This is a genomic window from Bacteroides faecichinchillae JCM 17102 (assembly GCF_000614145.1).
Taxonomy (GTDB): domain Bacteria; phylum Bacteroidota; class Bacteroidia; order Bacteroidales; family Bacteroidaceae; genus Bacteroides; species Bacteroides faecichinchillae.
In genome coordinates this window covers 1-26,977 of record NZ_BAKK01000030.1, presented here as the reverse complement: position 1 = coordinate 26,977, position 26,977 = coordinate 1, and the positions used below count along the sequence as shown (strand labels likewise).

Sequence of the window (26,977 nt, the reverse complement as noted above, 5' to 3'; positions counted from 1 at the left end):
TTACTAGGGATAACAAATTATAGGACTATATGTTATTGATGAAAGGTAACCATCTAAAAATCATCATAATGAAGAGATTTGAAAATAAAGTAGCCATCATCACCGGAGCGGCCAGTGGTATTGGCGAAGCAACCACACGCCGGCTTGTATCGGAAGGTGGCAAAGTAGTTATTGCCGACCATTCCATAGAAAAAGCAGATAAACTTGCTACCGAACTTACTCAGTCAGGAGCCGATGTACGCTCTATCTATTTTTCTGCCACAGAATTATATAGTTGCAAGCAATTGATTGAGTTTGCAAAGAAGGAATATGGTCAAATAGACATTTTAGTTAATAATGTAGGGGGAACCAATCCTAAACAAGACCTAAATATCGAGAAACTGGATATTGATTACTTCGACGAGGCTTTTCACTTGAATCTTTGTTGTACCATGTATCTCTCTCAACAAATTATCCCCATCATGACTGCTCATAATGGAGGAAACATTGTAAATATTGCTTCTGTCAGTGGAATTACAGCCGATACTAACGGAACGTTATATGGTGCCAGCAAAGCCGGAGTCATAAACCTTACCAAATATATCGCAACTCAAATAGGAAAGAAAAATATTCGTTGCAATGCTGTGGCACCAGGATTAATTCTCACCCCTGCTGCTTTAAACAATCTAAATGAAGAGGTCAGAAATATCTTTCTGGGACAATGTGCCACTCCTTATCTTGGAGAACCCGAAGATATTGCAGCTACTATTGCTTTTTTAGCTTCAAACGATGCTCGTTACATCACAGGACAAACGATTGTTGTAGACGGTGGATTGACAATTCATAATCCTACTGTCGAATTATCATAAAATAAATCTCTTTTTCTTTTGATGTTACCAATAGGAAACATTTTTTCGTGACCAATCAGTAATATATATAAATCAATGGAAAAAGAGATTATCAAAAACAGACAGGCAACAGAACTAACTTTGATCAAAGCCGTTAATGACATTATCGAGGAAAGCGGCTTTGAAGGGTTAGGTATCGATGCTGTAGCGATCAAAGAATGAAGCATACCCTAAATCAGCATAAGAAGCATGGTAAAGCAACTGCATTTATGAATCAACCTTGCGAGATCGCTTCCCTTCCAGAACAAATACAAAAAAGTTTTAAAAGAAAATATAGAAGAAATTCACATCTTACTTTTACAAGTAGGATATGCTCAACCAATGCCTTATTCGCCTAGAAAAAAAGTAAGTGAAGTAATTATTGGCAATTAGACACCAAGTCTGGCCAACAAAAACTAACTCTGCAGCGTTTTCTATCATAAAAGAGCTAAAAAATGATTGTCAAAACGCTACTAGATACAGATCTTTATAAGTTTACCACCTCGTACGCTTATATCAAACTGTTTCCATCTGCTATGGGAACCTTCAGTTTCAATGACAGAAACGAGACTGAATATACCGAAGAGTTTCTGGAAACACTGAAAAAAGAAATCAATAATCTAAGCCAATTGAGACTTACGAAAGAAGAACTGGAATATATGACTCGCAATTGCCGCTTCCTTCCAAGAGTCTATTGGGAATGGTTATCCTCTTTCCGCTTCGATCCAGACAAAATTAGAATTCATCTGGACGAAGAACACCATCTACACATTGAAGTAAGTGATTTTCTTTATAAAGTCACTTTGTACGAAGTTCCTTTACTAGCAATTGTATCCGAAATAAAAAACAAGTTCTCAGGTAATATAGCGGATATGAGTGATATCCTTTGTAAACTGTCAGAAAAAGTAGAATTATCCAATCGTAATCAACTTCGTTTTTCTGAGTTTGGTACACGCAGGAGATTCTCGACAGATGTACAAGAAGCCGTTATCAAAAAACTGAATGAAACAGCCCGATATTGCACAGGCACTTCCAACTGTTATTTTGCAATGAAATACGATATGAAAATGATGGGCACCCATCCTCATGAATGGTTTATGTTTCATGGTGCACAATTCGGATATAAACATGCAAATTACATGGCACTTGAAAATTGGGTCAATGTATACGATGGAGATTTAGGAATCGCTCTGTCCGACACATACACTTCCGATATTTTTCTCAGCAACATAAGCCGTAAGCAAGCAAAGTTATTTGATGGAGTACGGTGTGATTCTGGCAATGAATTCAAATTCATCGACAAACTAATTGCCCGCTACAAAGAGCTAGGTATTGATGCAACAACTAAAGTGATCGTCTTCAGCAATGCCCTCGACTTTACCAAAGCATTAGAAATTCAGGAATATTGCCAGAATAAAATCCGTTGTTCTTTCGGAATTGGTACGAATCTCACCAATGATACAGGTTTCGAGCCTTCCAATATTGTGATGAAACTAACTCAATGTAAGATGAATGTCAATCAGGAATGGAGAGAATGTATCAAACTATCGGATGACGAGGGAAAACATTCAGGTAATCCGGAGGAAGTAAAAGCCTGTCTGTACGAACTAAGATTAAGTAAATGATCAATATATAAAAGAAACCACCTCATTTTTATATGGGAGAAAATTAAAAACAAACAGATCAGAAAAGACTAATTGAACACAATAAATTACGAATATTAAAAGTATGGACATAAAAAAAGGAGCAACGCCTTGCTCCAACCTTTGTTAACCTTAAATCTAATACTATGAAAAACACATTGCAAAGATACGGACTTTTGACATATCTGCAAATTATCCAAATAAAAAAGTATGTTTTATAACACGATTTAAAACTTACAGTAGAAAACATACTCTTTTATTAATATTTTTTCAAGACTTAAACTCTTTGACGGCTCTCTCAAGTCTTTCAAGACTTAATTCACCTGACTGTCTCCATAACTGTTCTCCTTTTCTAAAAAGAATAAATGTAGGAGTCCCTTCAATAGTATAGAAATCAGCAAGAGCATCTTCTTGGTCCACATCAATTTGCACTACCTCAAGTGTACCTTCCATCAATTTTTTAAATTCTTCAACCACAGGTTGCATACGTCTGCAATGAGGACACCATGTTGCGTAAAATTCTGCCATTACCCAATCGTCATTAGCTAACTTTTCTTTGTTTCTCGCCTCTCGGGCAATCTTCTTCTCTTTCATACTCATTGATATTTTAGTTCATAATTATAAATCCAACAATAGATAGAGAGAGAAGGTTTAGTCGTTAATCAATAATATACAAAGATTAAACTATTAAGTAATCACAAAAAAACGGTACCTCGATTCACATCGCAGCACCGTCACAACACAAACACAAAATAAAACACGACAAAACTACTATGCAATCTTCCTGCTATGCCGGGGAGGCATATTACTGACTGATATATATTCGCATACCTACAAGTAGTATACCAGGCGATTTGCACTATATATAACAACACTGTTTTCTTTTTGTTCACAAGTAATCGAAAAAAAATTATGATAAAAAAACGGTACCCCGATTCACATCGCAGCACCGTCACAACACAAACACAAAATAAAACACGACAAAACTACTATGCAATCTTCCTGTTATGCCAGGGAGGCATATTGCTGACTCATATATATTCACATACCTACAAGTAGTGTATCAGGCGATTTGCACATATATAACATCCTTGCTCTTTCTTTTGTTCAAAGAAAAAGAGTAAAAAGTTTATTTTTTTGCTTTATAATCTTTTAAAAAGCCTTCCATCAGCCACTTAGAGAGTGCCTGTCGATTAGAGCTCATCACCAATCTACGTTGGTCGAAAGTGTTCTGGATATTTCCTAACTCTACAAAAACAGAAGCAGGAGTCGTATGCGAGAGTACATATAAATTACGCCCACCAACTGTCCCCGAAAATCCCCGGTTAGGCTGGTGCTTATCATACTTAGCTTCAAACATGTCTTTCATATTATTTGCCAAACGTTTACTTTCCGGTTTTTGAAGAGTATGATAGAAAAAGACATCCGTTTGTTTACCCTTGCTACGGCTGTCCACATGGATAAAGATAGCACGACAGTATTTATAGTTCTTACGGTCTTTTTGATAGAGCGTATTAATCTTACTACAACGCTGTTGTAGACGTTGCACTTGATTCAACGGAATCGGTGCCCCCATGCAAGTTTCGCGTTTACTATTCGAAAGATAAGGATCATCCCGAATACCATCTTTAGCGTCTTGAATAATAATACGCACCTCTGCTCCTTCCTCCATCAAATTTCGTGCTAAACGAAGAGCAATATCATACGCATATTCGTCCTCGTGGAGTTCATGTCTTCCAACTCTTCCGATAGCTCCGGGATCGGGACCTCCATGACCACTGACTACATAGAAACATGCACCTGCGAGCCTGTTAGAAGTAACTTTTACATTTGCTAGCGCTTTGCCAAACAAGGGTTCATTTTTAATAACTCCTATTTTTGCGGCTTTAGCCGATTGTAGTGCAGTATCGCTATTTGTATTGTTTGAGGAAGTATTATTTTCGGATGTCGCTTTCACAGACGTAGAAGAAGCTGTAGATTTCTTCACCGGAGGAATAATATAACTAACTCCCATCTTCAACACTTTATTTTTTCCCAACTTCTTCTGATTCAGCTCAACAAAATCATCGTAGTACTTTTTGGGAGAACGGTTATGACGCAACAAAAAAGTAGAAATGCCTTCACCTGCTTTCGGAGTTGCCTTCTGTTGCGCCCAAAGAGTAGGTACTGAAAAAAAACAAGTAAATAACAAAAGAATATAGAATCTCTTTTTCATTTCAATACGGACTTAGTATGTCATCACAATCAATTATTTCCTCTGGCATATTCTACTGAGAATAACGTGATAATTCCCTATTCTCAATAGTAAACTAAATACTTATGAAGGGGACAAAAATACAATTATTTTCCTTACTTTTGCGCCATAAAAACTTTTTTTGGCAATAAAACAATAAATCCGATAACATTATGGCAAAACAATTCAAGCCCGAAACCCTGTGTGTACAAGCAGGATGGACTCCTAAAAAGGGCGAGCCGCGTGTGCTGCCCATTTATCAAAGTACAACTTTCAAGTATGAGACCAGTGAACAAATGGCACGTCTCTTTGATCTTGAAGAAAGTGGCTATTTTTATACCCGTCTGCAAAACCCGACAAATGATGCAGTAGCTGCCAAGATTGCTGCTCTTGAAGGTGGAGTTGCCGCTATGCTGACTTCCAGCGGTCAGGCAGCCAATTTCTATGCCATATTCAATATCTGTCAGGCAGGAGATCATTTTGTTTGCTCTTCAGCCATTTACGGCGGAACATTCAATCTGTTCGGCGTAACAATGAAGAAACTCGGTATTGACGTTACCTTTGTCAGCCCGGATGCGAGCGAAGAAGAAATTTCCGCTGTTTTCCAACCGAACACTAAAGCATTGTTTGGAGAAACGATCTCCAATCCTTCTCTTGAAGTGCTAGATATTGAAAAGTTTGCCCGCGTTGCTCACAGTCATGGCGTTCCTTTGATTGTAGACAATACTTTCCCAACTCCGATCAACTGTCGTCCGTTTGAATGGGGAGCAGATATCGTAGTTCATTCTACCACTAAATACATGGATGGTCATGCTACCAGTGTAGGTGGATGTATCGTAGACAGTGGCAACTTCGATTGGGATGCTTACGCTGACAAATTCCCCGGACTTTGCACTCCGGACGAATCTTATCATGGACTGACTTATACCAAAGCTTTTGGTAAGGGAGCCTATATCACCAAAGCAACAGCTCAGCTGATGCGTGATCTTGGAAGTATCCAAAGCCCTCAAAACTCTTTCTTGCTGAACTTAGGCTTGGAGACTCTGCACCTCCGTATGCCGCAACATTGCCGCAACGCACAGAAGGTTGCCGAATACTTATCAAAAAATGATAAAGTGGCCTGGGTAAATTACTGTGGACTTCCGGATAACAAGTATTATGCACTTGCACAGAAATACATGCCGAACGGTTCATGCGGTGTTATCTCCTTCGGTCTGAAAGGCGGGCGTGATGTTTCCATTAAATTCATGGATTCTCTGGAAGTAATCGCTATCGTCACTCACGTTGCCGATGCACGTAGCTGTGTACTTCATCCGGCAAGTCATACACACCGTCAGCTAACTGACGAACAATTGCTCGAAGCAGGTGTACGCCCTGACTTAATCCGTCTGTCAGTAGGTATTGAGAATGCTGACGACATCATCGCTGACATAGAACAAGCACTTGGGTAATGAAGAACTAAAAATGAAGAATGAAGAATTAGCTTCCGGCGTAGTAAGCGCAAGGGAAGTTCTTCATTCTTCTTCATTTATCTACGCTCTGAATCCGATAGGGTTTCTTTGAGGTTTATCCGCCAATACATTGATAAAACGAGGCATTCCTTCCTCTACATCACTCGGTTCTATTGTCCGAAGCATTTCTTTAGAAAGCGTATCACAATTACGCATTAATCTCTTTGCCATGGCAGGGAGAATTCCGGTAGTAATTACTTGCTCCACCCAACGTGCATTACTGAATAAAGCATTTTTATTCGCTACAGCTTCAGCAATAAGTCTTCTGAAAATATCCTCTGTTGCTTCCGGTAACCAATATTCGCCTTTATCTAATAAATTCTGCCCGATCTGGAATAGTTCATCTACTGTATAATCGCTAAAATGAAGTTTATGAGGGAAACGTCCTGCCAACCCTTGATTCCCACTCATCATCAATTCCATCTCTTTCTCATATCCGGCCATAATGACAAGCATATCCGGATTTTTCTGTGCCAATACAGGAAGTAACACCTCGATAGCACGTAATCCGTAGTCACTCCGATCATCTTTTCTGCAATACAGCGTATAAGCTTCGTCAATGAATAGCACATTACCACGAGATTTTTCCAGAATATCGAGCATATTCTTTTCCGTATCTCCGAGATATTGTCCCACGATATGCGAACGATCTGTCACTACTACATCTCCCTTCGAAAGTATTCCTAAAGAATGATAGATTTTGCCAATCAATTTTGCCACCGTCGTTTTACCTGTACCCGGATTGCCTGTAAATATCATGTGATACGGACCTATATCGCCCACCGGAAGACCGACTTGTTGCCGCATCTTTTGTAAACAGGACAAGTTGAAATGCTCAGTCAGCCGTTCTTTCACTTCCTTTAGCCCGACCATTGCAAGAAGAGGTTTCATGTTTTCTTCAAAACTATTCATCCGGTTACCGTCAAACGATAGCTCCAGATCATCCGCATACAAAGTTTGTAATGCTTGTATATCCTGTGAAGCAGATTTTAATACCCTCTTCATCATGCGTTTTCTAACAACGGGCAATAAGGTACTCTCAACAAAATCGACAATTTCTTTCTCACCCCAATGCATCAATTTCCCATTATCCCACGACTGTTTAGTCGCATGATACAAACGTAGCTCTGCATCCGGAGAAAGCTTATATTTACGTTTCTCTAACTGATATATCAACCTATACAATACATCAGAGAACGAATAATTTCCAAATTCCAACCAATATTCCTCAGGGAAGTAAGCCCTCCATTCAGGAACCGCTTCAAAAAGCTGTTCAACTTCACTTTCTGTTCCACAAAGTACTAACGACCAAGAATGTTCTTGATCATTTAAAGCATTCGTGATTTTGCGTAACACCGGTAACCCATTGGGAGAAAGTAATGCAGAGAACTGCTTCAGGAAAATTGTACTATCCAAACGGTTACTCATCAATGTATTTACTTCCTCATAAGGATTCAATGAGTTTTTGGAAGTAATCAACGATGTGGCATCCACTTCATCCATCTGAATATTACCCAATGAGAACATTGAAGAAAGACAAGTCGCCACTTTTGGTTGGATCGAAGATTCTGCTCCTATCATCACAAAATGTTTATTTCTCTTGGTAATCTCCACTCCTTTCCGTCGACACAGTTCATCAAACACAGTCTCTTCTATCAAAGAAACAAACCGTTCCCGAATATTTCGCATCCCCGGTAGCTTACAAATTCTCCCTTGCCATACCACTTTCTTCTCACAATACTTAACCATTAAATAATGAAAAGAATCCGGTTGAAGTTCCCGGACCTCACATTGTACGAAAGCTTGTGATGAAAGATGAAAAGAGAATACGTAAGCTGGCTCTTCATTATATACAAATACCAATGAATAATCTCCTGCTACCCAAATGTACGATGAATCCAATGAAAACTTTAACCATGTATTCGATCCTTTCGATATAAGTTTCGCGTCGGTCTCCACTTTTCCTATCAGCTGATGGTCAGTATTATAACAATAAGCACAAAAGTCATATGTATCTTCGATGTATCCTTTCAAAGCAACTTTTATATCCAATTTACCGGAAGTTCCGCAAACAGTTTCCTGCACATCAGGACGAGACACAGACACTCTTCTCACTTTTGGCTTAGGTAAATATGTTCCCTCAGTCAGTATCCGAAATCGGTAACATAATTGCGTCCCCATTATTTCCAACGGTGACTTTGCTTCCAAATCATTTTCCATATTACCAATCAATAAGAAGTAACGTCCCGGCAATAGTTTGCCTGTATCTTCATACGTAAAAGAATATTCGAATCCATCCGGATCAATTTGCTCTAATCGTTTAAAAACCGGAACTCGACATCCCTCCCGATACAGCGAAAACAGAACACCATTCGATGGATCATTTCCTGTAACCTTCCGTATCCACATCGTTATTCGAAGTACCTTCTTCGTATCCGATTTAAAATAAAGTTTATTTTTTCTCCTTTCATGATAAGTATCTTCCTCATTGGCAAAGACAACTAATTCTTCCAATTTATATTCACCCTCCGGTTTGGGATTGACCGGAATGAAATATGTCACTCCTTTATCCACGTAGCGGCTTTCTCTTACATATCCGAAATTATCATCTAATCCCGATATACCTGTTTCTTCGCATGCAGTAGTATCAGAGTTAGTTTTCCAATCCTCTATATCATCTAAAAAAGCTTTGATTTGTTCGTCCAAATCATTTAATTTCTCATCAATAGTTGTATCTTTCTTTTTTGTCATAGCACTATAAGTTTTAATATAAAAATGGAATAATAAAAAACGGTAAGCTAAATCACCCTTGACAAAGGGCAATACGAGAGTAATCTGTACGAATCGAGAAAGACGCATACAGGCTAAAAACATCTACAAATAATAAAAGAGAATAAGAAACTAGCGATTTTGCAGATATTCCGGACCTCTCATTTTTAATCAACTACAAAATGCCGGATGGGTGTCCAATCTGTCAAAGAACACAACGTTAATGCATACAAAACTCCTCCATGAGCCTCGCAGTCATCGTTTCATTGTAATTCTTTGAAATTTGTTTTAGTAAACGGTTATGTTTCATTAGAACATATAGTGCTTTTAAAGTACGGAGACAAAAATAGTTGGAAAATAAATATGATCCAACTATTTTAACGAAATATTTATTTGAAGCCTTGCTTGCCACCTTCAACAAAACTATGATTTATTGAATTTATAACGGTCTTAATTGCATAAGATTCGAATAAAAGACATAAATCACCCTACTATTTTCGGGTAATTGGACTGATGTCACTGGTTGAATATCAGTTATATCTTCTACAAAAAGAATAGGAGCAGGTGCTACGCTCTTCACAGAAGCGCTTTTCAACTTCGGATTTAAGAAGAAAGTATGCTTTTCATTGTTATCATTATACGTAAACTCAAAGGTATACCCGAAATCTCCAGTCAAGGTATCATCTATTTTTATTTGATAAATCCCCTCTCTTTTTCCTTCTTCATTACCTGTTTCAAGAGTAAACTTACCTTTAGAATTCTCTTTCAGATATGTATTTACATCTTCAGGCTGCAAAATACATTCGTTCCCTTGTTTTAAAAAAGAGTAAGACCTCAGTTCTTCTCTTACTGCCTCTTGCAATTCTTCGTCTTTCCAATATACATTATCCACAATCACCGAAATCTGTTCGGTTCTACCATACAATGATGCAACTCCATAAGAAACTTCTACGGGCAGTTTTGCAGAATTCCCATCTTTATCACTAATAGTCACCTTAGTTTTTCCTTTTTTATCATGCGCATTCAGTAATAGACGATCATTTTTTACAATTGCTGTCACTATCGTTTCATCAGAACTATGAGCCGAATAACCTCCTTTTCCATTGGCAATTCCAATATCCATGCTCAAACTTCCATTCAAGTATAGCGTAGCATTAGAAACTGTATTAGTACAAGTTCCTGTTTCATTGTTCAGTTCCGAACCACTAAACAAAATAATTTCAGTATTGTCTTGGCAAGAAGTAAGAGATAACACAGTGGCAAGCAAAAATAAAAAGCCTAATAAAGTTTTTGTTTTCATATATCTGGTACTTAGATTAATTCTTCTTAAAGCATGTATTCACAATTAATTCATAATATAATAGTATAGCAGAAGTATCTATTATCCGCAAATATACACAATTATGTACAGAAATAGATTACCTCTATCGGGAAAAATATAGCTCTCTGACTCGCTTCACATATTTATAAGAAACAACAGTTTTTAGAGAGAAGTAACCACTTTCTTTATATAAATCCGATGTGTTCCCCACCCGTCAATTCCGATACCCGAATCGGGTTGTTTTGCCCATTGGCGTAACTCTTCGGTAGCTGTCGTACGCAATAATCCTGTCATTTTCTGATATTCACGAACTGTCAGATAAGGATGATGCTCCAGATACTTCACTGCCAAAGCCAGCCGTTGTTCAGATGAATATTTTTTCGAAGAACGTCGTGGTTTCCAGGGAGCCCTTTCCAAATCACACCGTTCATTGATACGTCTTATCATCGTCTTTTCCACACGAAAATTCACATTCCCTACCATAATGCTTCGCGCGTTCCGGTGAGTTTCTCCTTCACCCGGTTTCTCGCGCTCCTTGTCACTGCATAACGTGAGAGATGGTGTAAACGTTCCGATACCATCCAACTTCACAGATTTACCATTTGCCATCAAATATGCCATTTCGATAGCTACTTCCGCAAGTACTCCTTCTACAACTCCCCTATTAAATCCGCTACAGGATGTTATTTCGTATATCAGATCTTCGGTAGAAACTTGTTCGATCCTTGCCAGTTTTGGATAAAGTATCCGTTCGCCCGTTCCTTGTATGTCGGGCATTTCTTCCATGATGTACCTTGCCATAGTTCTTGTTTTTATTTCATTATTAGATATACTGTTGGCCATTAATAGAAAACTTATTCTCGATTAAGAGATAACTTGCTCTGTATTAATAGAAAACATTCTTTTCCTTAATATAAAACTATAACCGCAAGCTCCGGTTATATAACTGAAACTTTTGATTACATAATCAAAAGTTCCGGTTTCATAATCAGAACTTGCGGTTATAGTTTCTTTCTTACAAAAGTATACTTTATTTCTTGAAAGAACAAATTTCCTTCCGATCAAAAGTAATTTACGCATTACAAAGGTATGAAATAAATTCTTATTTATGCCATTAATACATTCTTTCATATTCTAATGTTTATGAATAATACTAAGGACGAGAATTAGCAACAAAGTTTAATTGAATAAAAACGGCATTACCGAACATATATAAATCATATTTTCAGTTTCTTTCTTGCAAGTCCGAGCGCTTTACTTTATATTTGGAGATCGGTTTTCGTTAAACCAGTCTAATACATTTTTAGGAAAAGTCTATGCACTCCCAATAAATTGATACTTCAGCTGAAACGGAAACTTACTTAGAATCTTAATTTCAACTAATCTTAAACAGACTCTTAAAAGTATCAAAGATATGAAAAAAAGAAGTATTATAAAGTTGTCGGTGTGGAGTAGTCTACTGTTAAATCTATGTATTTGTTTCAGCTTTGCCTCGCCTGTAGACGAATGGGAAGCTTTCGGAGACATTGCATTTGAAGATGGATTCGCACTCAGTCCTCTGAATACTAAGATAGTGGAAGAGAAAGGTGGATGGGAAAAAGCCTGCGTAGATACGCTCTATTTTGAGAAACAGGCCCAAAAGCCTATTTGGAAAATAGCTCAATGGAACAGTAAACACGATTTAGGAAATACACTACCGATAAGGAATCAGGATGGCTCTATCACTTATGCTAATCAAGGGAAAAAAGTTATCTGGAATCAAGATGGCAGCTTATGGTTGGAAATCAATACAAGCCAAGAGTATGATAAGCCACGGGAAGAGAATGAGCCATGGCCTCATCTTTTGATTGAGCAGAACTTCAAAAGTCAGCCCAATATAGGCAAAGTGAAACAATTGAATTTTTCGATGGAGATAAAATTGGAGAAATGTGAGAGGAAGATGTCCGACAGTGAGTATAATCCGAAATTACATACAGCTCAAACTCCCTTTTACTTCGTTTTGAGAAATATCAATAGTGAGGCTCCGGACTTTAACACCTTCATTTGGCTGGGTATTCCTTCTTATGATTACCGGCATCAACAGATGACTGACAAGGAAACTATTTCTTGGGATTTAGATACTTCCACTTATATTTATAATGTTCCCCAATTACCCGTATGGGGCAATATCACTTTTCACGATAAACAATGGCATCAGGCTAAAGTAGATGTGCTGCCTCTGATTAAAGAAGCTATTGAGAAAATGAAATCAAAGGGCTTTTTTAAGGATACGACTTGGGAGGATATGGAAATCTGCGGGATGAATTTCGGATGGGAAGTACCCGGCACATTTGATGCAGCCATCAGTGTAAGAAATATGAGCTTGAAAGTGATAGACAAGTAAAAAAACAGTTTATAACTAGCTTTTATTCAGCATTCAATTTAAAGAATTATCATAGAGAATCATTAATAAACAATCACCTCACCTCTAATCAGCACTCAATTTGAGATGCTGATTTTTCCTTTTTTTATTGGGGAAGAAAAAAGTCAGTCAAAGAAGTTTCACTCCATTTATCCCGAAAAGACGGGGTTTTCGGTTTTAATGAGTGAACATGAGGAATAGGTTTAACGTGCTTCACTCCTTTTATCACTGATTCCGCATACGTTTCATTCATTTTTATTTCTCCTCTTACAACACCTTTTTTAGCGGCAACTGCATAGCCTTCTTTATCATATATCACACCGTTCATATACCACCCCAGAAATTGCCCGTTGAAATGATAAATCAGTCCAGATTCCTCCAAATAAGCCACCGGAATGCCGTCCCACATATAAATAGTCAAATCATCATCCACATAATTTATATAAGCGATAGGTTTTATATTCTTATCAAATAAGGTGACTTCTGCTTCCTGCGGAATAACAGGTTTATCATCATCTTTACTACATCCCGATACTAATCCCCCAATAACGAATAAAATTAGAAGTAACTTTTTCATATTTTATAATATAAAATTCATTTTTATTATCCGCAAATATACAGATTATAAACTGAAACAGACAATCTTTACTTGCTAAAAGAATACCTGAATCCTGAAATAGAAGGCTCATTACAAATGAAAAAGCGTATCCGTTTTTACTCAGATACGCTTTCTCTCTTCAAACACAAACATTTAACTTATCGAATGCCAGATGTTCATCAATATAACGAATCCCATCCATCTTAAAAAGTCCTCGTAAAAGCATATAATTCAACATCCGTTGCACTATATACGGAGTGCCTTGCAGACAACTCTGATAAATTGCTTCCCGCAATTCCGCTGCAAAACGATCCGTATCGACTTCAGGAAGTAGAAAGCCACAAATTTTACAATGTGTCAGTATATCAATGAACTGTTGTAGCCAGAACGTATTTTCCCGTTCAAAAGAAGAACGGTACTCATCATCTTCGGCAATATCCAACAGTAAAGTCTTCCCCATCGAATGTAACAGAGTGAGATACCCGTTTACAGTTATAAAAAGATGCCCCATGCACGAACTATCCATCCGTATTTGCTTCTGCTGTACACTGCCTCTGATCTTATTAGCAAAATCAGAAAGGCAAACACGAAACAGACAAACCTTGCTGGGAAAAAGTTTATAGAGCGTACGCTTCGACATCTTCATCCCCTTAGCTATGTCATCCATAGTCAGTCCGTTAGTTCCATGCAGAGACATTTCCCGTTTCGTGTAATCGAGTATCTGACTCCGTAGCGTTTCAGGATTCATACTATCCTCCTACATCCTACCACCACCCAGCGACTGATATAGAGTAATCATTCCCTGGATTTCAGTAAAGCGGTTTGCCACTTGAGAAAGCTGAGCATTCAGCAACGTTTGCTGTGCGGTCAGGACTTCCAGATAAGTTATATCGCTATGTTTCATTAAAAGATTGGTACTCTTGACAGCTGTCTGCAAGGAAGCAACCTGTTTCTCATAGAAAGCAGCTTTCTCGCGAGCTGTCTGATACTGTACCAATGCTTCGTTTACCTCCACACCTGCATTCAATAATGTCTGTTCAAAATTGAGGCGGGCTTCTTCCTGTTGAGCTTTCGCTATTTTCAATCGGGCGATATTTGTACCTTTATTAAATAGAGGTTGCGTCAGAGAAGCTACTGCTGAAGCAAGAAACTTACCCGGATTTAGAATCATACTTCCGGCATTATTCGTCCAGCCGGCACTACCACTCAAAGTAATAGAAGGATAGAAAGAAGCACGCGCAGAGTTTGTCGAATAGAAAGCCTGTGCCAAAGAATATTCGGCACTACGTACATCCGGACGATTGGAAAGCATTTGCAAAGGAACTCCTATGGAGAAGTTTTCCGGCAACTGTTGATTATTCAATTTACCACGCTGAACAGTATGAGGAACTTCCGCCAGCAATAGACTCATGGAGTTTTCTACCTGATTGATTTGCTCTTTCAAATCGAGTACTGTCGTACGAATTGTATAATAGTTAGCCTCTGTCTGAGCCAATCCGGCTTCATTCATCATACCTGCTTTCTTCATGGCACGTGAAGCTCTTACTGTTTCCTGCCATGCTTTTTCCGTAGCTACGGCAATATCGTATTGAGCATCGAGCATCAACAAAGTATAATAATTGTTGGCTACGGCAGATACTAATTGCGTTTTTACAGCTTGCTCATATTCCTTACTTTGTTGGTAAGCTGCTTTTGCACTACGTTTCGTATTCGTGGTACGGCCAAAAATATCCAGTTCCCAAGAAGCAGTCACAGGCAATGAATAGGTTTGTGTAGCCTTTCCCTTATCAAAACTACTGGCTGTTCCTTCCGGTGAAAGAAACAAAGAAGGCAAATAGGATAACTTCGCCGTCATCAAAGAAGCTTCCGCTTCTTTCACACGCAAATGAGCTGTCTGCATATCCGTATTCTTCACCAGAACCGAATCTATCAGTACCTGTAGATGTGGATCGGTAAATACTTCCCGCCAAGAAAGATTCCCAAAATTCGTCGTATCGGTGGCAGCGACTGACTCGCTGCCATAAAGTCCCTCGGGAACTTCCGAAACCGACTTGTATTTATTATAAATACCGCAACTACTCAACATGACTGTCACTGCGGATAATAGTATTATTTTTCTCATATTTCTTTTTTATAATTGAAAACTCTGTGTCACTCTTATAGTGAATCATTTCTTTCCTGCCTCAGACTTTTCTTCGTTACTTATCTTAATTTCTTCTTCGATCTGCCAGTCCTCTGTAGGTACACTTTGCATAGGGCGCAAACGCTCCTGCAACCATTGGAAAGCAATGAACAAAGTCGGAACAATGAAAAGTAAAGCTAACGTACCGATAGTCATACCACCGACTACACCTGTACCCAATGAACGGTTACCATTCGCACCTACCCCACTAGACAACATCAAAGGGAACAGACCGAAGATCATCGTCAATGCTGTCATCAGAATCGGACGAAGACGAGCTTTAGCAGCACTTACCGCAGAAGCAACCAGTCCCATTCCTGCCTTACGACGTTCGGCAGCATACTCTGTCAGCAAGATAGCCGTCTTCGCCAGCAAACCAATCAACATGATCAATCCCGTTTGCAGATAGATATTGTTCTCTAATCCGAACATCCTGGCAAAAAGGAAACTTCCCATCAATCCGCTAGGTACGCTCAAAAGAACAGCAAACGGAATGAGAAAACTCTCGTATAATGCACTCAGAATCAAGTAAATCATCAGGAAGCATATACCGAAAATGATAATCGTCGTACCACTTTGCTGATTTTCCTCACGAGTAATACCTCCGTAATCATAACCATATCCTTTGGGAAGAGCTTGTTCCGCAGTTTCCTGCACTGCTTTGATTGCATCTCCGGTACTGTAACCATCTGCCGGCATTGCATTTACCGCAATAGAGTTATACATATTAAAACGACTCAATGATTCTGCACCATAGCTACGTGTTAATGTAACAAACTGGCTTAACGGAGCCATCTCACCATTCGACATACGTACAAAAGCATTATCAAGAGAGGTCTCATCCAAGCGGAATAACGGATCTGCCTGAATCATTACTCTATACACTTTAGAGAAACGATTGAAGTTGGATACATACTGACCTCCATAATAACCGGAAAGGGTACTCAACACTGCATCAGGAGTAATACCGGCACGTTTACATTTAGCAGCGTCCACATCTACGGTCCATTGTGGATAACGAACGTCAAACGTAGAATATGCCATCGAAATCTCAGGACGCTGATTCAATGCTCCCAAATATTGCTGGGTAGTCGTAAAGAATTCATTGATATCACCACCCATCTTATCCTGCATATGAAGTTCCAATGCATTACCCATACCATAACCCGGAATCATACCTGGAGATATAGCAAAGACACTAGCATCTTTAATATCAGCCGTACGAACGTACACCTGACCAATTACAGCCTGTACATTATCTTCATCATTCGGACGTTCACCCCAGGGTTTCAACTTCAGAATCAACATACCAAACGAACTTCCCTGTCCTGCCAATAATCCGTAACCGGAAACTTTCTGTACGTGAGCAATCTGAGGAATTTCCATCATACGCTTTTCAACACGTTCCATCACTTCGTCAGTCGTCGTCAATGAACTGCCTGACGCTGTACTTACATTGACGAATATCACACCCTGATCTTCGTCAGGAACCAGACTGGTCTTAGTAGTGTTCATCAGAAAAACCAATAGTACTATAGAACATGCCAGCAACGACCAAGTCAGCCACTTACGCTTGATAAAGAACAATACGATATTCTTATATTTTTCAACCATTATATCAAAAGCCGAATTGAATGCCTTACGGAATCGCGCCGCAAAATTATTCTTCTGTGTCCCGTCTTCATTAATATAAGGCTTCAGTAACAAAGCACACAATGCCGGACTTAATGTTAATGCATTGACAGCTGATATACCGACAGCCACCGCCATTGTCAGACCAAACTGAGTATAGAACGTACCGGAAGTACCTCCCATAAATGATACCGGAATAAATACTGCCATAAACACAAGTGAAGAAGTAATGACAGCATTACTGATTCCTTTCATCGCATCGATACTTGCCATATACGATGATCTATATCCCACATCAAACCTCGCCTGCACCGCCTCGACGACAATAATGGCATCATCCACCACCGTACCAATCACAAGCACCAACGCAAACAAAGTAAGCAAATTGATACTGAATCCTGCCAAAGCCATAAATGCGAATGTACCGACCAATGAAACAACAATTCCCACCAAAGGAATTAACGTAGAACGGAAATCTTGCAAGAAGACATATACCACAAGAATCACCAGAATGATAGCTTCAATCAACGTCTTCACTACTTCATGGATGGAAGCGAACAGGAAGTCATTCGAACTCATCATCTGTGTCAGTTCCACACCACGCGGAAGATCTTTACTTACTTCTTCAAGTAAGTCATCAATCTGCTGGTTTACTTGGGTAGCATTAGAACCTGCCGTCTGGAAAACCATACACGAAATACCCGGATGACCGTCCATACCACCATGATACGCATAACTATCCTGACCAAGCTGTATTTCGGCAATGTCTTTCAGTTTCAAAACCTCGCCATTGTCTGTAGAACGAATGACAATCTCTCCAAATTCTTCCGGAGTAATCAGACGTCCTTTATACTTCATTGTATACTGATAGGTTTCGTTAGAATTCTCACCAAACGAACCAGTTGCAGATTCAATATTCTGTTCGGAAAGTACTGCAGTGATATCCGATGGGATCAGTTTATACTGTGCCATTATATCAGGCTTCATCCACACACGCATACTATACTCACCTCCCATAATCATCAAGTCACCTACACCGGAAATACGCAGTATCTGCGGTTTCAGGTTAATACTAATATAGTTGGAAAGGAAGTTTTCGTCATAGCTATCGTCCGGGCTGTATAATGAGAACATCTGCAAAATACTAGTTTGACGTTTGGAAGTAGTTACACCCACCTGGGTTACTTCTGCCGGAAGCTGTCCCGTAGCTCTTGATACACGATTCTGCACATTGACAGCCGCCATATCCGGATCTGTTCCCTGTTTAAAGTAAACGGTAATACTCACTGAACCGGAATTAGTAGCCGAAGAAGTCATGTATGTCATATCCTCCACACCATTGATCGCTTCTTCCAAAGGAGCAACTACACTTTTCTGCAAAGTTTCTGCACTGGCACCATAATAGGTGGTACTCACCATAATAGTAGGGGGAGCAATATCCGGATACTGCTCTACGGGTAGACTGAACAACCCGATGATACCCACAACGACAATCGTAATAGAAATGACTGCCGATAATACAGGGCGTTCAATAAAGGTTCTTAAATTCATGGATTAATCCTCCTTTGTTGTTTGATTTTCAGTAGTTGTCATTGTAGGTTGTGCCGTCTTCGCCTTAATAGGAGTACCTTCACGAAGTAATCCTACACCTTCCTTCACGATTACGTCTCCCGAAGCCAGGCCTTCATCCACGATAAATTCCTTACCTCCATTCACCCGGGTTACCTGTATCTGGCTTGATTGCGCTTTGCCGTCTACTACCTTATATGCATATCTCTTATCCTGAATTTCAAATGTAGCTGCTTGCGGAATAACCAGTGCTTCTGTTCTATGCACCGGAATAACCACATTACCTGTACCACCACTATGCAACAGACCATCCTTATTAGGAAATACAGCACGCAAGCTAACGGTTCCCGTCGAACGGTCGATCACTCCGCTGATAGTCTCGATCTGTCCCTGTTGTGGATAAGCAGACTTATCATTCAACAGCAAATCAATCGCCGGCATATTCTTCAATGCTTCTTCCTTAGAACCATATTGACGAATCAAGTTTAACAGTTGCTTTTCTGTCATCGAAAAGTAAACATACATATCCGAGTTATCAGAAACTGTAGTCAAAGGTTCGGCAAGATTAGAACTAACCAAAGCACCTACACGATAAGGCAATGTACCGATCACTCCATCTGCCGGACTTTTCACCACCGTATAAGAAAGGTTATTACGAGCACTTACTTCCTGAGCTTTTGCCTGTGCCAGTTGCGCATTGGCTGCCAAAAGAGAGTTTCTTGCTGTGCTCAAGTCAAAATCGGAAACTACATTCTCTTTATGTAGTTCCTCTTTGCTTTCGTAAGTCAGTTTTGCCGTAGCCTGAGACGCTTTAGCAGATTCCACATTAGCCAATGCAGTCTGTAACGCAGCCTCATAAGGTACTTGATCGATGATGAACAATGTTTGTCCCTTCTTCACACGCTGACCTTCAGTCACACTTACTTTAGTCAGTGTACCACTTACCTGAGGATAAATATCAATATCCTGACGTCCGCGAATAGTCGCCGAATAGGTGCTTGATATCATCCGGTCTGCCGGAGAAAGGGTCATCACTTCGTATCCTGTTTCTATTTGTGCCGGTGGTGCTTGTTTACATCCTACAGCAGCTAAAGAGCAAAGCAACATTAATGCCTGCTTCATTTTACATACCTTTTTACTCATTTTGTTGTTACCTAGTTAAAAAAATTACTGCGGCAAAGGTAAATGGATTCTATGATAGAAAACTATTCATAGTGTTTTCAGTTTTGTTCATTTTCGGAACATAAAAGCTAATATTTAGCAAAAAAATCTTATTTTTGCCTTCCTAAAAAAGAACTGTATATGAAAGAAAGAAAATCTATACTTGCTGTACTTCGTGAACCCTTTGTGGCTGGCACAGATGAAAATTTGTCACCAATCATGCACCACCTGTGGAAACTGGAAGGTGGTGCCATCTATTTCTGCCAAAGTGGGTGGGCACATGTAACGATCGACCTGAAAGATTATGAAGTTATTGAAAATACCCAAATAGTATTGTTACCGGGAACTATCATACGCATCAATGGCAGCAGTAGCGATTTTACCGCTTCTTTTTTCGGATTTCCACAAGATATGTTCCGGGAGGCTTGTCTCCGATTCGAACCATTTTTCTTCCAGTTCCTTAAAGAGAATCCTTGTTACACCCTTTCCGAAGAAAATACCGAAACCATTAATGGATTAATACGTGCGACAACAGCAATCTATAAAGATCGTGAAAATCGTTTTCGAAACCAAATAGCCAAAAATCATCTTCAATCCTTCATGCTGAACATTTATGATAAGTGTTACCGTTATTTCGACCGACGTGAAATTGAAGGTGGAAGCCGACAGGATGAAATCTTTAAGCATTTCGTCGCTTTAGTTCACGAAAACTGTATTTCTCAACGGGAAGTAAATTTTTATGCCAGTAAACTCTGTATCTCTACCAAATATCTAACGGGTATCTGTAGAAGTGTAACCGGTGATTCTGCTAAAAAGATTATTGACGACTTTGCTATTCTGGAGATAAAAGTGTTACTCCAATCCACCGGACTGACCATACAAGAGATAGCCCACCGACTCGGTTTCCCGGACCAATCGTATCTAGGAAGATATTTCAAACGGCACGAAGGAATGTCACCCAGAGAATATCAAAGTAAATATTCGATGTAAGCCGGACTAAATCCGGCTTACTTTTACTACCTTGACTATGGTTCGTCTGACTGCTCCTAACGCACATAGTAATGAACAAATAGCACAAATTATGAATGTTATCCCAGTAGATATAAGTATATCGCCTAAACCGACTAATGGAGAAACTATTCCACCGGCCGCAAAACACAGTGCACCCAGCAAAGCGGAGGCGGCACCGGAATACTGACGTTCACAGTCCATCGCCAAAGTAGTGGAAGTTGTAAAAGTCAATCCCATCATAAATAATAACGTAAACATCAGCAATTCATAGGTCCAAAAGTTGCATTGACTGTATAAAGCAACCATCATAAGAATAGACAAAACCAACATACCAACACACCCAGTCAGTGTTCCGTACTCAGTCTTACGGAATTTTACCGAAATAGCGGCAGCTGTCCCAATAGCTATTGCATTGACAGCAAAACAAATACTGAAAGCTAAAGGAGAAAATCCGTAATGCTGTTGGATTATAAAAGGAGAAGAAGCAATATAGGCAAATAAAATGCCTTGTGCAAATGCTAATTGCAAGACATAAAGCATAAAACGACCGTTACGGACAATTGTACCGAAACTACGAAATGTAGCAACAACTCCTGTCTTCGAACGTTTTTCTATAGGCAGTGATTCTTTAAAACGAATACAGCCAATCCACAACAATATTCCCAAAAGCAACAGGATCACGAAAATACCTTTCCAACCCACTGTGCCTGTCAGCAATCCTCCGATAACCGGAGCCGCAACGGGAGCAACTCCATTTATTGCACCAATCATTGCCAGCATTTTAGCTAATTCTTTTCCCGAAAACTTATCTGTTGATATCGAACGGGAAATTACTATTCCTCCTGCTCCAGCTATACCTTGTATTAATCTTAATGTAACAAACGAATAAATATCCGGCACAAACAAACATAACATAGTAGAAATCATAAATAACACTATCGACACCAATAATAGCGGACGTCTGCCATATTTATCACTAAGAGGTCCAAAAAAGATTTGTCCCAACGCCAAGCCTATCATACTTGTAGTAAGTCCTAACTGTACCATAGAAGAACTTGTGGAAAAATAGTCTATCATCGAGGGCAGGCTGGGTAAATACATATCCGTAACAAAAGGTCCGAATGCTGTCAACATTCCTAACAATAACAACAGAAAGACCTTTGAATTTTCTTCTTTTATTGCATTCATAATCTATCTTTTAAATTTGAGTGTAAAGGTATGGGCTTTCTATCTATATGAGAACGTCAAAACAAGAACAAAATTAGTACTTTTCAGAACAATTTTAGAGTGAAGAATCACTTTGTTACAGATAGCTCAGCCAATTCTTAATTTAATTCGTTTTAGTATTATAAGTATTCTTTCATTTTTTTCTGCAATATAAGAATGATTCTCGATAGTATCTCTTTCATTCATAAGGAAGTGAAGAATCTCCTCTTCGGCATATACAAAGAAGAGATTCTTTCTCCCTACGGTAGTATGAATATACCGTAATATAAAAGCTAAAAGATGTTTTGAACGAAGCTAATGACAGATACCGTAACATTACTACTTACTTAATAAAACCACAAATTAAATAACTTGGTTAAGCATCATCCAAGAATAAAAAAGAGAAAGAGTATTCGTTAAAAAACATTATATTTGTAGATATATAAAGTCACAACTTACCTATTATTTTTTATAATTTTGCAAATCAAAATAGAAAACAAGTATCAATATGAAACTTAAGTATTATCAAATTTCCATTCGCTATAAAAACAAAATGCACGATTTCCACAGTTGGGGAGTAGCTGCACAAATTTGATAATTCTCATTTTAACGACTCATCACGACGCAAAACGCTAACCTTAAAGAAAGCGTGATATAAAAGCGTATATTTTAATCACATTAATTATTTATTTTACTTTATGAGCAAAAAAAGAAGGCTCATAGTACCGCTATGTGTGGCACTATGCAGTCAGGGTTTATTTGCCCAGACGTCATCAAAACAGGTGTTGGGCATTAATGAAATCTTTCGTCTGGCAGACGAGAATAGTCAGAGTATTCGAACGTACAATACCGGAAAAGAAGTAGCTAATGAAGCTTTAAAAGCCGCTAAATCAGAACGGTTGCCAAATATAGGCGCTTCACTATCGTTCAGTTATCTTGGTGATGGATACTTATTGGATCGTGATTTCAAAAATGGCCAAAACATTCCGATGCCTCATTTCAGCAATAATTTCGCTTTGGAAGCACAGCAAGTAATCTATGCAGGTGGAGCAATCAATAGCGGAATCGCTCTAGCTGAACTCGGACAAAAGATGAGTGAATTAGATTGGCAGAAGAATCGTCAGGAAATACGCTTTCTTCTGACCGGTTATTATTTGGATCTGTATAAACTGAGCAATCAGATGCAAGTGTTACAGAAAAATCTAGATTTGACAGAACAAGTAATACGTAACATGAAAGTACGACGCACACAAGGAACGGCTTTGAAAAATGATATCATCCGCTATGAATTACAAAAAGAGACTTTGAAGTTACAGCTTGCCAAGGTTCAAGATGCTTGCAAAATCATGAACCATCAATTAGTGACTACTCTTCACCTACCTGCCGGAACAGAAATCATTCCTGATTCAACCTTACTAGAAAAAGAAGTGAAAGCACTGGCAGAAAATGACTGGCAGCAATTGGCTACTCAAAGCAATGTAGGTTTGCAACAAGCACATTTGGCTGTACAAATGAACGAACAGAAAGCCAAACTGGAACGTTCGGAACTCCTCCCCCAAATAGCTCTTGTTGCAGGAGAACATTTGGATGGTCCCATCACCATTGAAGTTCCGGTATTGAACAACAATTTTAATTATTGGTATATAGGAGTAGGAGTCAAATACAATCTTTCCTCATTGTTCAAAAACAATAAAAAAGTCCGTCAGGCAAAATTGAACATACGAAAAACACAGGAAGAATATGTTCTTGCACAAGAACAAGTTGAGAATAGTGTTCAAGCCAATTATGCCAATTTCCTTACCTTTTTCACCGACTTACGCACACAAGAGAAAAGTGTGGAACTGGCTAATCAAAACTACAGTGTAACCAGTAACCGTTACAAAAACGATCTGGCATTACTTACCGATATGCTTGACGCCAGTTACATGAAGCTAAGCGCTGATCTTGCTCTGGTTAATGCACGTATCAACGTGATCTACAGTTACTACAAAATGAAATATATCACACATACCCTTTAAAATACAATAGATTATGATTGCCAGAAAAACTCAAAAGATTATATATAATATTCTGATTCTTTGTTTCCTCATCGGCGGTGTAGCCTATGTTTGTTCCCGTTTTCTTCATTTGGGAAGTATAGAATATACTGATAACGCACAAGTAAAACAACACATTACTCCGATCAATACCCGCGTACCGGGATTTATAAAAAGAATCTGTTTCGAAGAATATCAGCCGGTACACAAAGGCGATACGTTGCTTATCATCGAAGATGCGGAATTTCGACTTCGCGTTGCTCAGGCAGAAGCAGATTTGGCAAACGCTATGGCAGGAAGGCAAGCTACCACCATCGGTATTGCCACCACTCAAAACAATTTGAGTGTAAACGATGCAAGTATAGAGGAAGTTCGCGTACAAATGGAAAATGCCAAACGTGAATTGGATCGTTTTGAAAAACTATTGAAAGACGATGCAGTTACCAAACAACAATATGATAATGTACATACAGCATACGAAGCAGCAAAAGCACGCTACGAACAAGTATCACGTGCCAAGCAGTCTACATCGTTAGTTAAAAGTGAACAGACCCACCGTTTAGGACAAAATGAAGCAGGAGTCCGCCTGGCAGAAGCTGCACTTGAACTTACACGCTTGAACCTTTCTTATACAGTTATCATTGCTCCATGCGATGGAACTACGGGGCGAAAAGAAATACAGGAAGGACAACTGGTACAACCGGGACAAACAATGGTTGATATTGTAGATAATAGTGACCTGTGGATCATAGCCAACTATCGCGAAACCCAATTACCTAATATTAAAGAAGGAGCCGAAGTAGAAATGACTGCAGACGCAGTGCCGAATATAATTTTCAAAGGAACTGTAGAATCCATTTCGGATGCAACAGGAGCAGCTTTCTCTATGATTCCACAAGATAATGCCACGGGAAATTTCGTAAAAGTAGAGCAACGTATCCCCGTCCGCATCCGTCTGAAAGGAAACAAGCCCGAAGACTTAAAGCGTTTACGAGCAGGGTTCAATGTAGAATGTGAAGTAAAATATTAACATATGGGAGCACCTGTTTTAAACGGTCCTTTCACGATGCCGATGTTCCGTAGCTTTGTGCCACGAAAAATACAGCCATGGATTTATCTATTCATTGCTGTTACCTTCCAATTATCGGGGGGAGTTTATTTGGGAGCATTAAATCAGATGATCGGTGGCAAAGTACTGATGCGTGAAGATATTCTCATGTGTATGTATGCCAATCTGGCGGGAATGGCAATCTACTTTCCGCTATTATTCCGAATGAAGTTCCGCTTTACCAATAAAACTTTGCTTACATCGGCAGCATTGGGAGTTTTGCTTTGCAATCTAGTAGCGCCATCCATCAGCTTTCTTCCACTTTTGTGGTTGGTATGTTTCATTGAAGGTATGTGTAAAATTCAGGGAACTTTTGAGTGCATGTCCAATATCCAGTTGTGGATGACGCCGACACGAGATTTCACCGTATTCTTTCCATGGCTTCATATTGTTATTTTAGGCAGCATTCAGTTGTCAGACTTGATAACGACCTATTTAATGTACCACTACAACTGGACCTATATGCACCTCTTTATTGTAGGATTAATGTTAATAGTCTTATTTATACAGTTTACTTGCGTTAAACATCTCCGTTTCATGCGTAAGTTCCCACTATTCGGCATTGATTGGCTAGGCGCAGCTTTATGGGCAGCTTTATTAGCCGAAATCACTTTCCTATTTAATTATGGTGATTGGTACGATTGGTGGAACAGTCCTGTTATCCGGCAATTATCGGTAGCAATCATCATCACCCTAGTATTTTGCATTTGGCGTATGATGACCATCCGTCATCCGTTTCTTGAACCTAAGATGTGGACTTACCGGTTTTATTGGCCGTTACTAGGACTGATTACGATAGTAGAAGCATTTCTGGCAACAGAACACGTATTAGAAGAAGTCTTTTATGAAGAGGTGATGAAATATGAAGAAATGGTCAGTGTACAATTAGATTGGTTTGCTATCATCGGTATTATTGGTGGTTGCCTGTTTTCTTACTGGTGGATGCACGTCAAACAATATAATTATGTACGTCTTATCATTGTCGGATTTGTTGGACTAATAGGTTACTTAATCGGATATTACCTGACTCTTTCGACTGACATTCATATCTCCCAACTCTATCTGCCAACGATTTGTCGGGGCTTTGCTTATGCAGTATTAAGTGCCACTTTCATGGTATGTCTGGAAGAGATTATGACCTTCCAACATTTCTTTCAGGGATTAAGTGTATTCAATATGCTCCATATGGTAGTCGGCGGAGTACTGGGCTGTGCAATCTATTCACAAGGATTGGCTTACTACGTACCCGACAATCTGGGACGTTACGGATCGGCAATCGATCATGTATCTTTCAGCAGCAATCCATTCCATCTTAGTCATTATATGGAAGAGTTTATTAGTCAAATGATGGAAGTAAGTATCAAGCAAATTTACGGCTGGGTGGCCTATGCATGTATTTTCCTCTTTCTGCTGTTATTACTCTACGACTTTCCGATACGCCGTTCTTTAAAACGTATGCCCAATTGGAAAAATGTAGCCCGAGAAGTTAAAAATACATTTTGGCGTACATCACATGCTCCATCCAATAAAAGATAATCATTTTATATTAAACTTTAGATTGTCAAACAGTCTTTCAATTAGCCTGCGGTCTTTAACGATAATATCAGCCTGACCGCCGATTTCATATTTGAAATCCAGTTTATCACCATAGTTGGTTATCAGACCGTCAGGCATATCAACCAAAACAAGATAGGTATTGATACTGCTTTGCGACGTCTTATATTCATTGG

At 39.1% G+C, this 26,977-nt stretch carries 19 protein-coding genes and 2 pseudogenes; 9 read left to right on the top strand and 12 right to left on the bottom strand.

The features are described from left to right. Positions 1-68: 68 nt before the first annotated feature. The 3 genes and pseudogenes from hdhA to pncB all read left to right on the top strand — a co-directional run bounded on the left by hdhA (position 69) and on the right by pncB (position 2,491). Positions 69-848, top strand: a complete 780-nt coding sequence (gene hdhA, locus JCM17102_RS14500; RefSeq protein WP_025075670.1) for a 7alpha-hydroxysteroid dehydrogenase — start codon at positions 69-71, stop codon at positions 846-848. A 75-nt stretch (positions 849-923) separates the two neighbouring features. Further along, positions 924-1,043, top strand: a pseudogene (locus tag JCM17102_RS29820) (TetR/AcrR family transcriptional regulator); the annotation flags it as partial. 278 nt (positions 1,044-1,321) lie between these two features. Continuing rightward, a complete protein-coding gene (pncB, locus tag JCM17102_RS14485; RefSeq protein ID WP_025075668.1) occupies positions 1,322-2,491 on the top strand; it encodes a nicotinate phosphoribosyltransferase in 1,170 nt (389 codons plus the stop codon). Positions 2,492-2,779: 288 nt separating this feature from the next. Here the strand turns inward: pncB and JCM17102_RS14480 are convergent, their stop codons facing one another. Further along, the gene (locus JCM17102_RS14480; RefSeq protein ID WP_025075667.1) at positions 2,780-3,103 is read right to left on the bottom strand and encodes a thioredoxin family protein; all 324 of its coding nucleotides are present in this window, start codon (positions 3,101-3,103) and stop codon (positions 2,780-2,782) included. 535 nt (positions 3,104-3,638) lie between these two features. Next, positions 3,639-4,724, bottom strand: a complete 1,086-nt coding sequence (locus JCM17102_RS14475) for an N-acetylmuramoyl-L-alanine amidase family protein (RefSeq protein WP_025075666.1) — start codon at positions 4,722-4,724, stop codon at positions 3,639-3,641. A gap of 191 nt (positions 4,725-4,915) precedes the next feature. Here JCM17102_RS14475 and JCM17102_RS14470 point away from each other — a divergent pair, with 191 nt between their 5' ends. Continuing rightward, on the top strand, positions 4,916-6,193 hold the full coding sequence (locus tag JCM17102_RS14470) for an O-acetylhomoserine aminocarboxypropyltransferase/cysteine synthase family protein (protein ID WP_025075665.1): 1,278 nt from the start codon (positions 4,916-4,918) through the stop codon (positions 6,191-6,193). Between the two features lie 81 nt (positions 6,194-6,274). Here JCM17102_RS14470 and JCM17102_RS24065 read toward each other — a convergent pair whose 3' ends face one another. From JCM17102_RS24065 to JCM17102_RS14455, 3 genes are all read right to left on the bottom strand, one after another. Continuing rightward, positions 6,275-9,004: an AAA family ATPase gene (locus JCM17102_RS24065; RefSeq protein ID WP_159106338.1), complete on the bottom strand. Its 2,730-nt coding sequence runs from the start codon at positions 9,002-9,004 to the stop codon at positions 6,275-6,277. A gap of 457 nt (positions 9,005-9,461) precedes the next feature. After that, positions 9,462-10,322 carry a hypothetical protein gene (locus JCM17102_RS14460; protein ID WP_025075663.1) on the bottom strand — a complete coding sequence of 287 codons (861 nt, stop codon included), beginning with the start codon at positions 10,320-10,322 and terminating at the stop codon, positions 9,462-9,464. 183 nt (positions 10,323-10,505) lie between these two features. After that, entirely contained in the window at positions 10,506-11,144 is a 639-nt protein-coding gene (locus JCM17102_RS14455; RefSeq protein ID WP_025075662.1) for an HU family DNA-binding protein, read from the bottom strand. Between the two features lie 613 nt (positions 11,145-11,757). Here JCM17102_RS14455 and JCM17102_RS14445 point away from each other — a divergent pair. Continuing rightward, positions 11,758-12,726, top strand: a complete 969-nt coding sequence (locus JCM17102_RS14445; protein ID WP_025075660.1) for a hypothetical protein — start codon at positions 11,758-11,760, stop codon at positions 12,724-12,726. A 124-nt stretch (positions 12,727-12,850) separates the two neighbouring features. Here JCM17102_RS14445 and JCM17102_RS29075 read toward each other — a convergent pair whose 3' ends face one another. The 5 genes from JCM17102_RS29075 to JCM17102_RS14420 all read right to left on the bottom strand — a co-directional run bounded on the left by JCM17102_RS29075 (position 12,851) and on the right by JCM17102_RS14420 (position 19,868). After that, positions 12,851-13,321, bottom strand: coding sequence for a 4-fold beta flower protein (locus JCM17102_RS29075; RefSeq protein ID WP_025075659.1), 471 nt, complete (start codon positions 13,319-13,321; stop codon positions 12,851-12,853). A 160-nt stretch (positions 13,322-13,481) separates the two neighbouring features. Then, entirely contained in the window at positions 13,482-14,090 is a 609-nt protein-coding gene (locus JCM17102_RS14435; RefSeq protein WP_025075658.1) for a TetR/AcrR family transcriptional regulator, read from the bottom strand. A gap of 9 nt (positions 14,091-14,099) precedes the next feature. Continuing rightward, complete coding sequence (locus JCM17102_RS14430) at positions 14,100-15,464, bottom strand: TolC family protein (protein ID WP_025075657.1); 1,365 nt, start codon at positions 15,462-15,464, stop codon at positions 14,100-14,102. A 45-nt stretch (positions 15,465-15,509) separates the two neighbouring features. Next, positions 15,510-18,707, bottom strand: coding sequence for an efflux RND transporter permease subunit (locus tag JCM17102_RS14425; RefSeq protein ID WP_025075656.1), 3,198 nt, complete (start codon positions 18,705-18,707; stop codon positions 15,510-15,512). A 3-nt stretch (positions 18,708-18,710) separates the two neighbouring features. Next, positions 18,711-19,868 carry an efflux RND transporter periplasmic adaptor subunit gene (locus tag JCM17102_RS14420; protein WP_025075655.1) on the bottom strand — a complete coding sequence of 386 codons (1,158 nt, stop codon included), beginning with the start codon at positions 19,866-19,868 and terminating at the stop codon, positions 18,711-18,713. Between the two features lie 159 nt (positions 19,869-20,027). On the opposite strand from JCM17102_RS14420, the gene JCM17102_RS14415 reads away from it, so the two are divergent. Beyond that, positions 20,028-20,876 (top strand): helix-turn-helix domain-containing protein, encoded by an 849-nt coding sequence (locus JCM17102_RS14415; RefSeq protein WP_025075654.1) that lies wholly within the window; start codon positions 20,028-20,030, stop codon positions 20,874-20,876. Positions 20,877-20,882: 6 nt separating this feature from the next. On the opposite strand, the gene JCM17102_RS14410 is transcribed toward JCM17102_RS14415, so the two are convergent. Then, a complete protein-coding gene (locus JCM17102_RS14410) occupies positions 20,883-22,085 on the bottom strand; it encodes a multidrug effflux MFS transporter (RefSeq protein WP_025075653.1) in 1,203 nt (400 codons plus the stop codon). Positions 22,086-22,801: 716 nt separating this feature from the next. Between JCM17102_RS14410 and JCM17102_RS14400 the strand changes: the two genes are divergently transcribed. The 3 genes from JCM17102_RS14400 to JCM17102_RS14390 are packed head-to-tail and all read left to right on the top strand — an operon-like array spanning position 22,802 to position 26,783. Continuing rightward, a complete protein-coding gene (locus tag JCM17102_RS14400; RefSeq protein ID WP_025075652.1) occupies positions 22,802-24,121 on the top strand; it encodes a TolC family protein in 1,320 nt (439 codons plus the stop codon). Positions 24,122-24,134: 13 nt separating this feature from the next. Beyond that, positions 24,135-25,169, top strand: a complete 1,035-nt coding sequence (locus JCM17102_RS14395) for an HlyD family secretion protein (protein ID WP_025075651.1) — start codon at positions 24,135-24,137, stop codon at positions 25,167-25,169. A 3-nt stretch (positions 25,170-25,172) separates the two neighbouring features. Continuing rightward, entirely contained in the window at positions 25,173-26,783 is a 1,611-nt protein-coding gene (locus JCM17102_RS14390) for a hypothetical protein (RefSeq protein WP_025075650.1), read from the top strand. Here the strand turns inward: JCM17102_RS14390 and JCM17102_RS24055 are convergent. Further along, positions 26,784-26,977 (bottom strand): annotated as a pseudogene (locus JCM17102_RS24055) (hemolysin D); the annotation flags it as partial.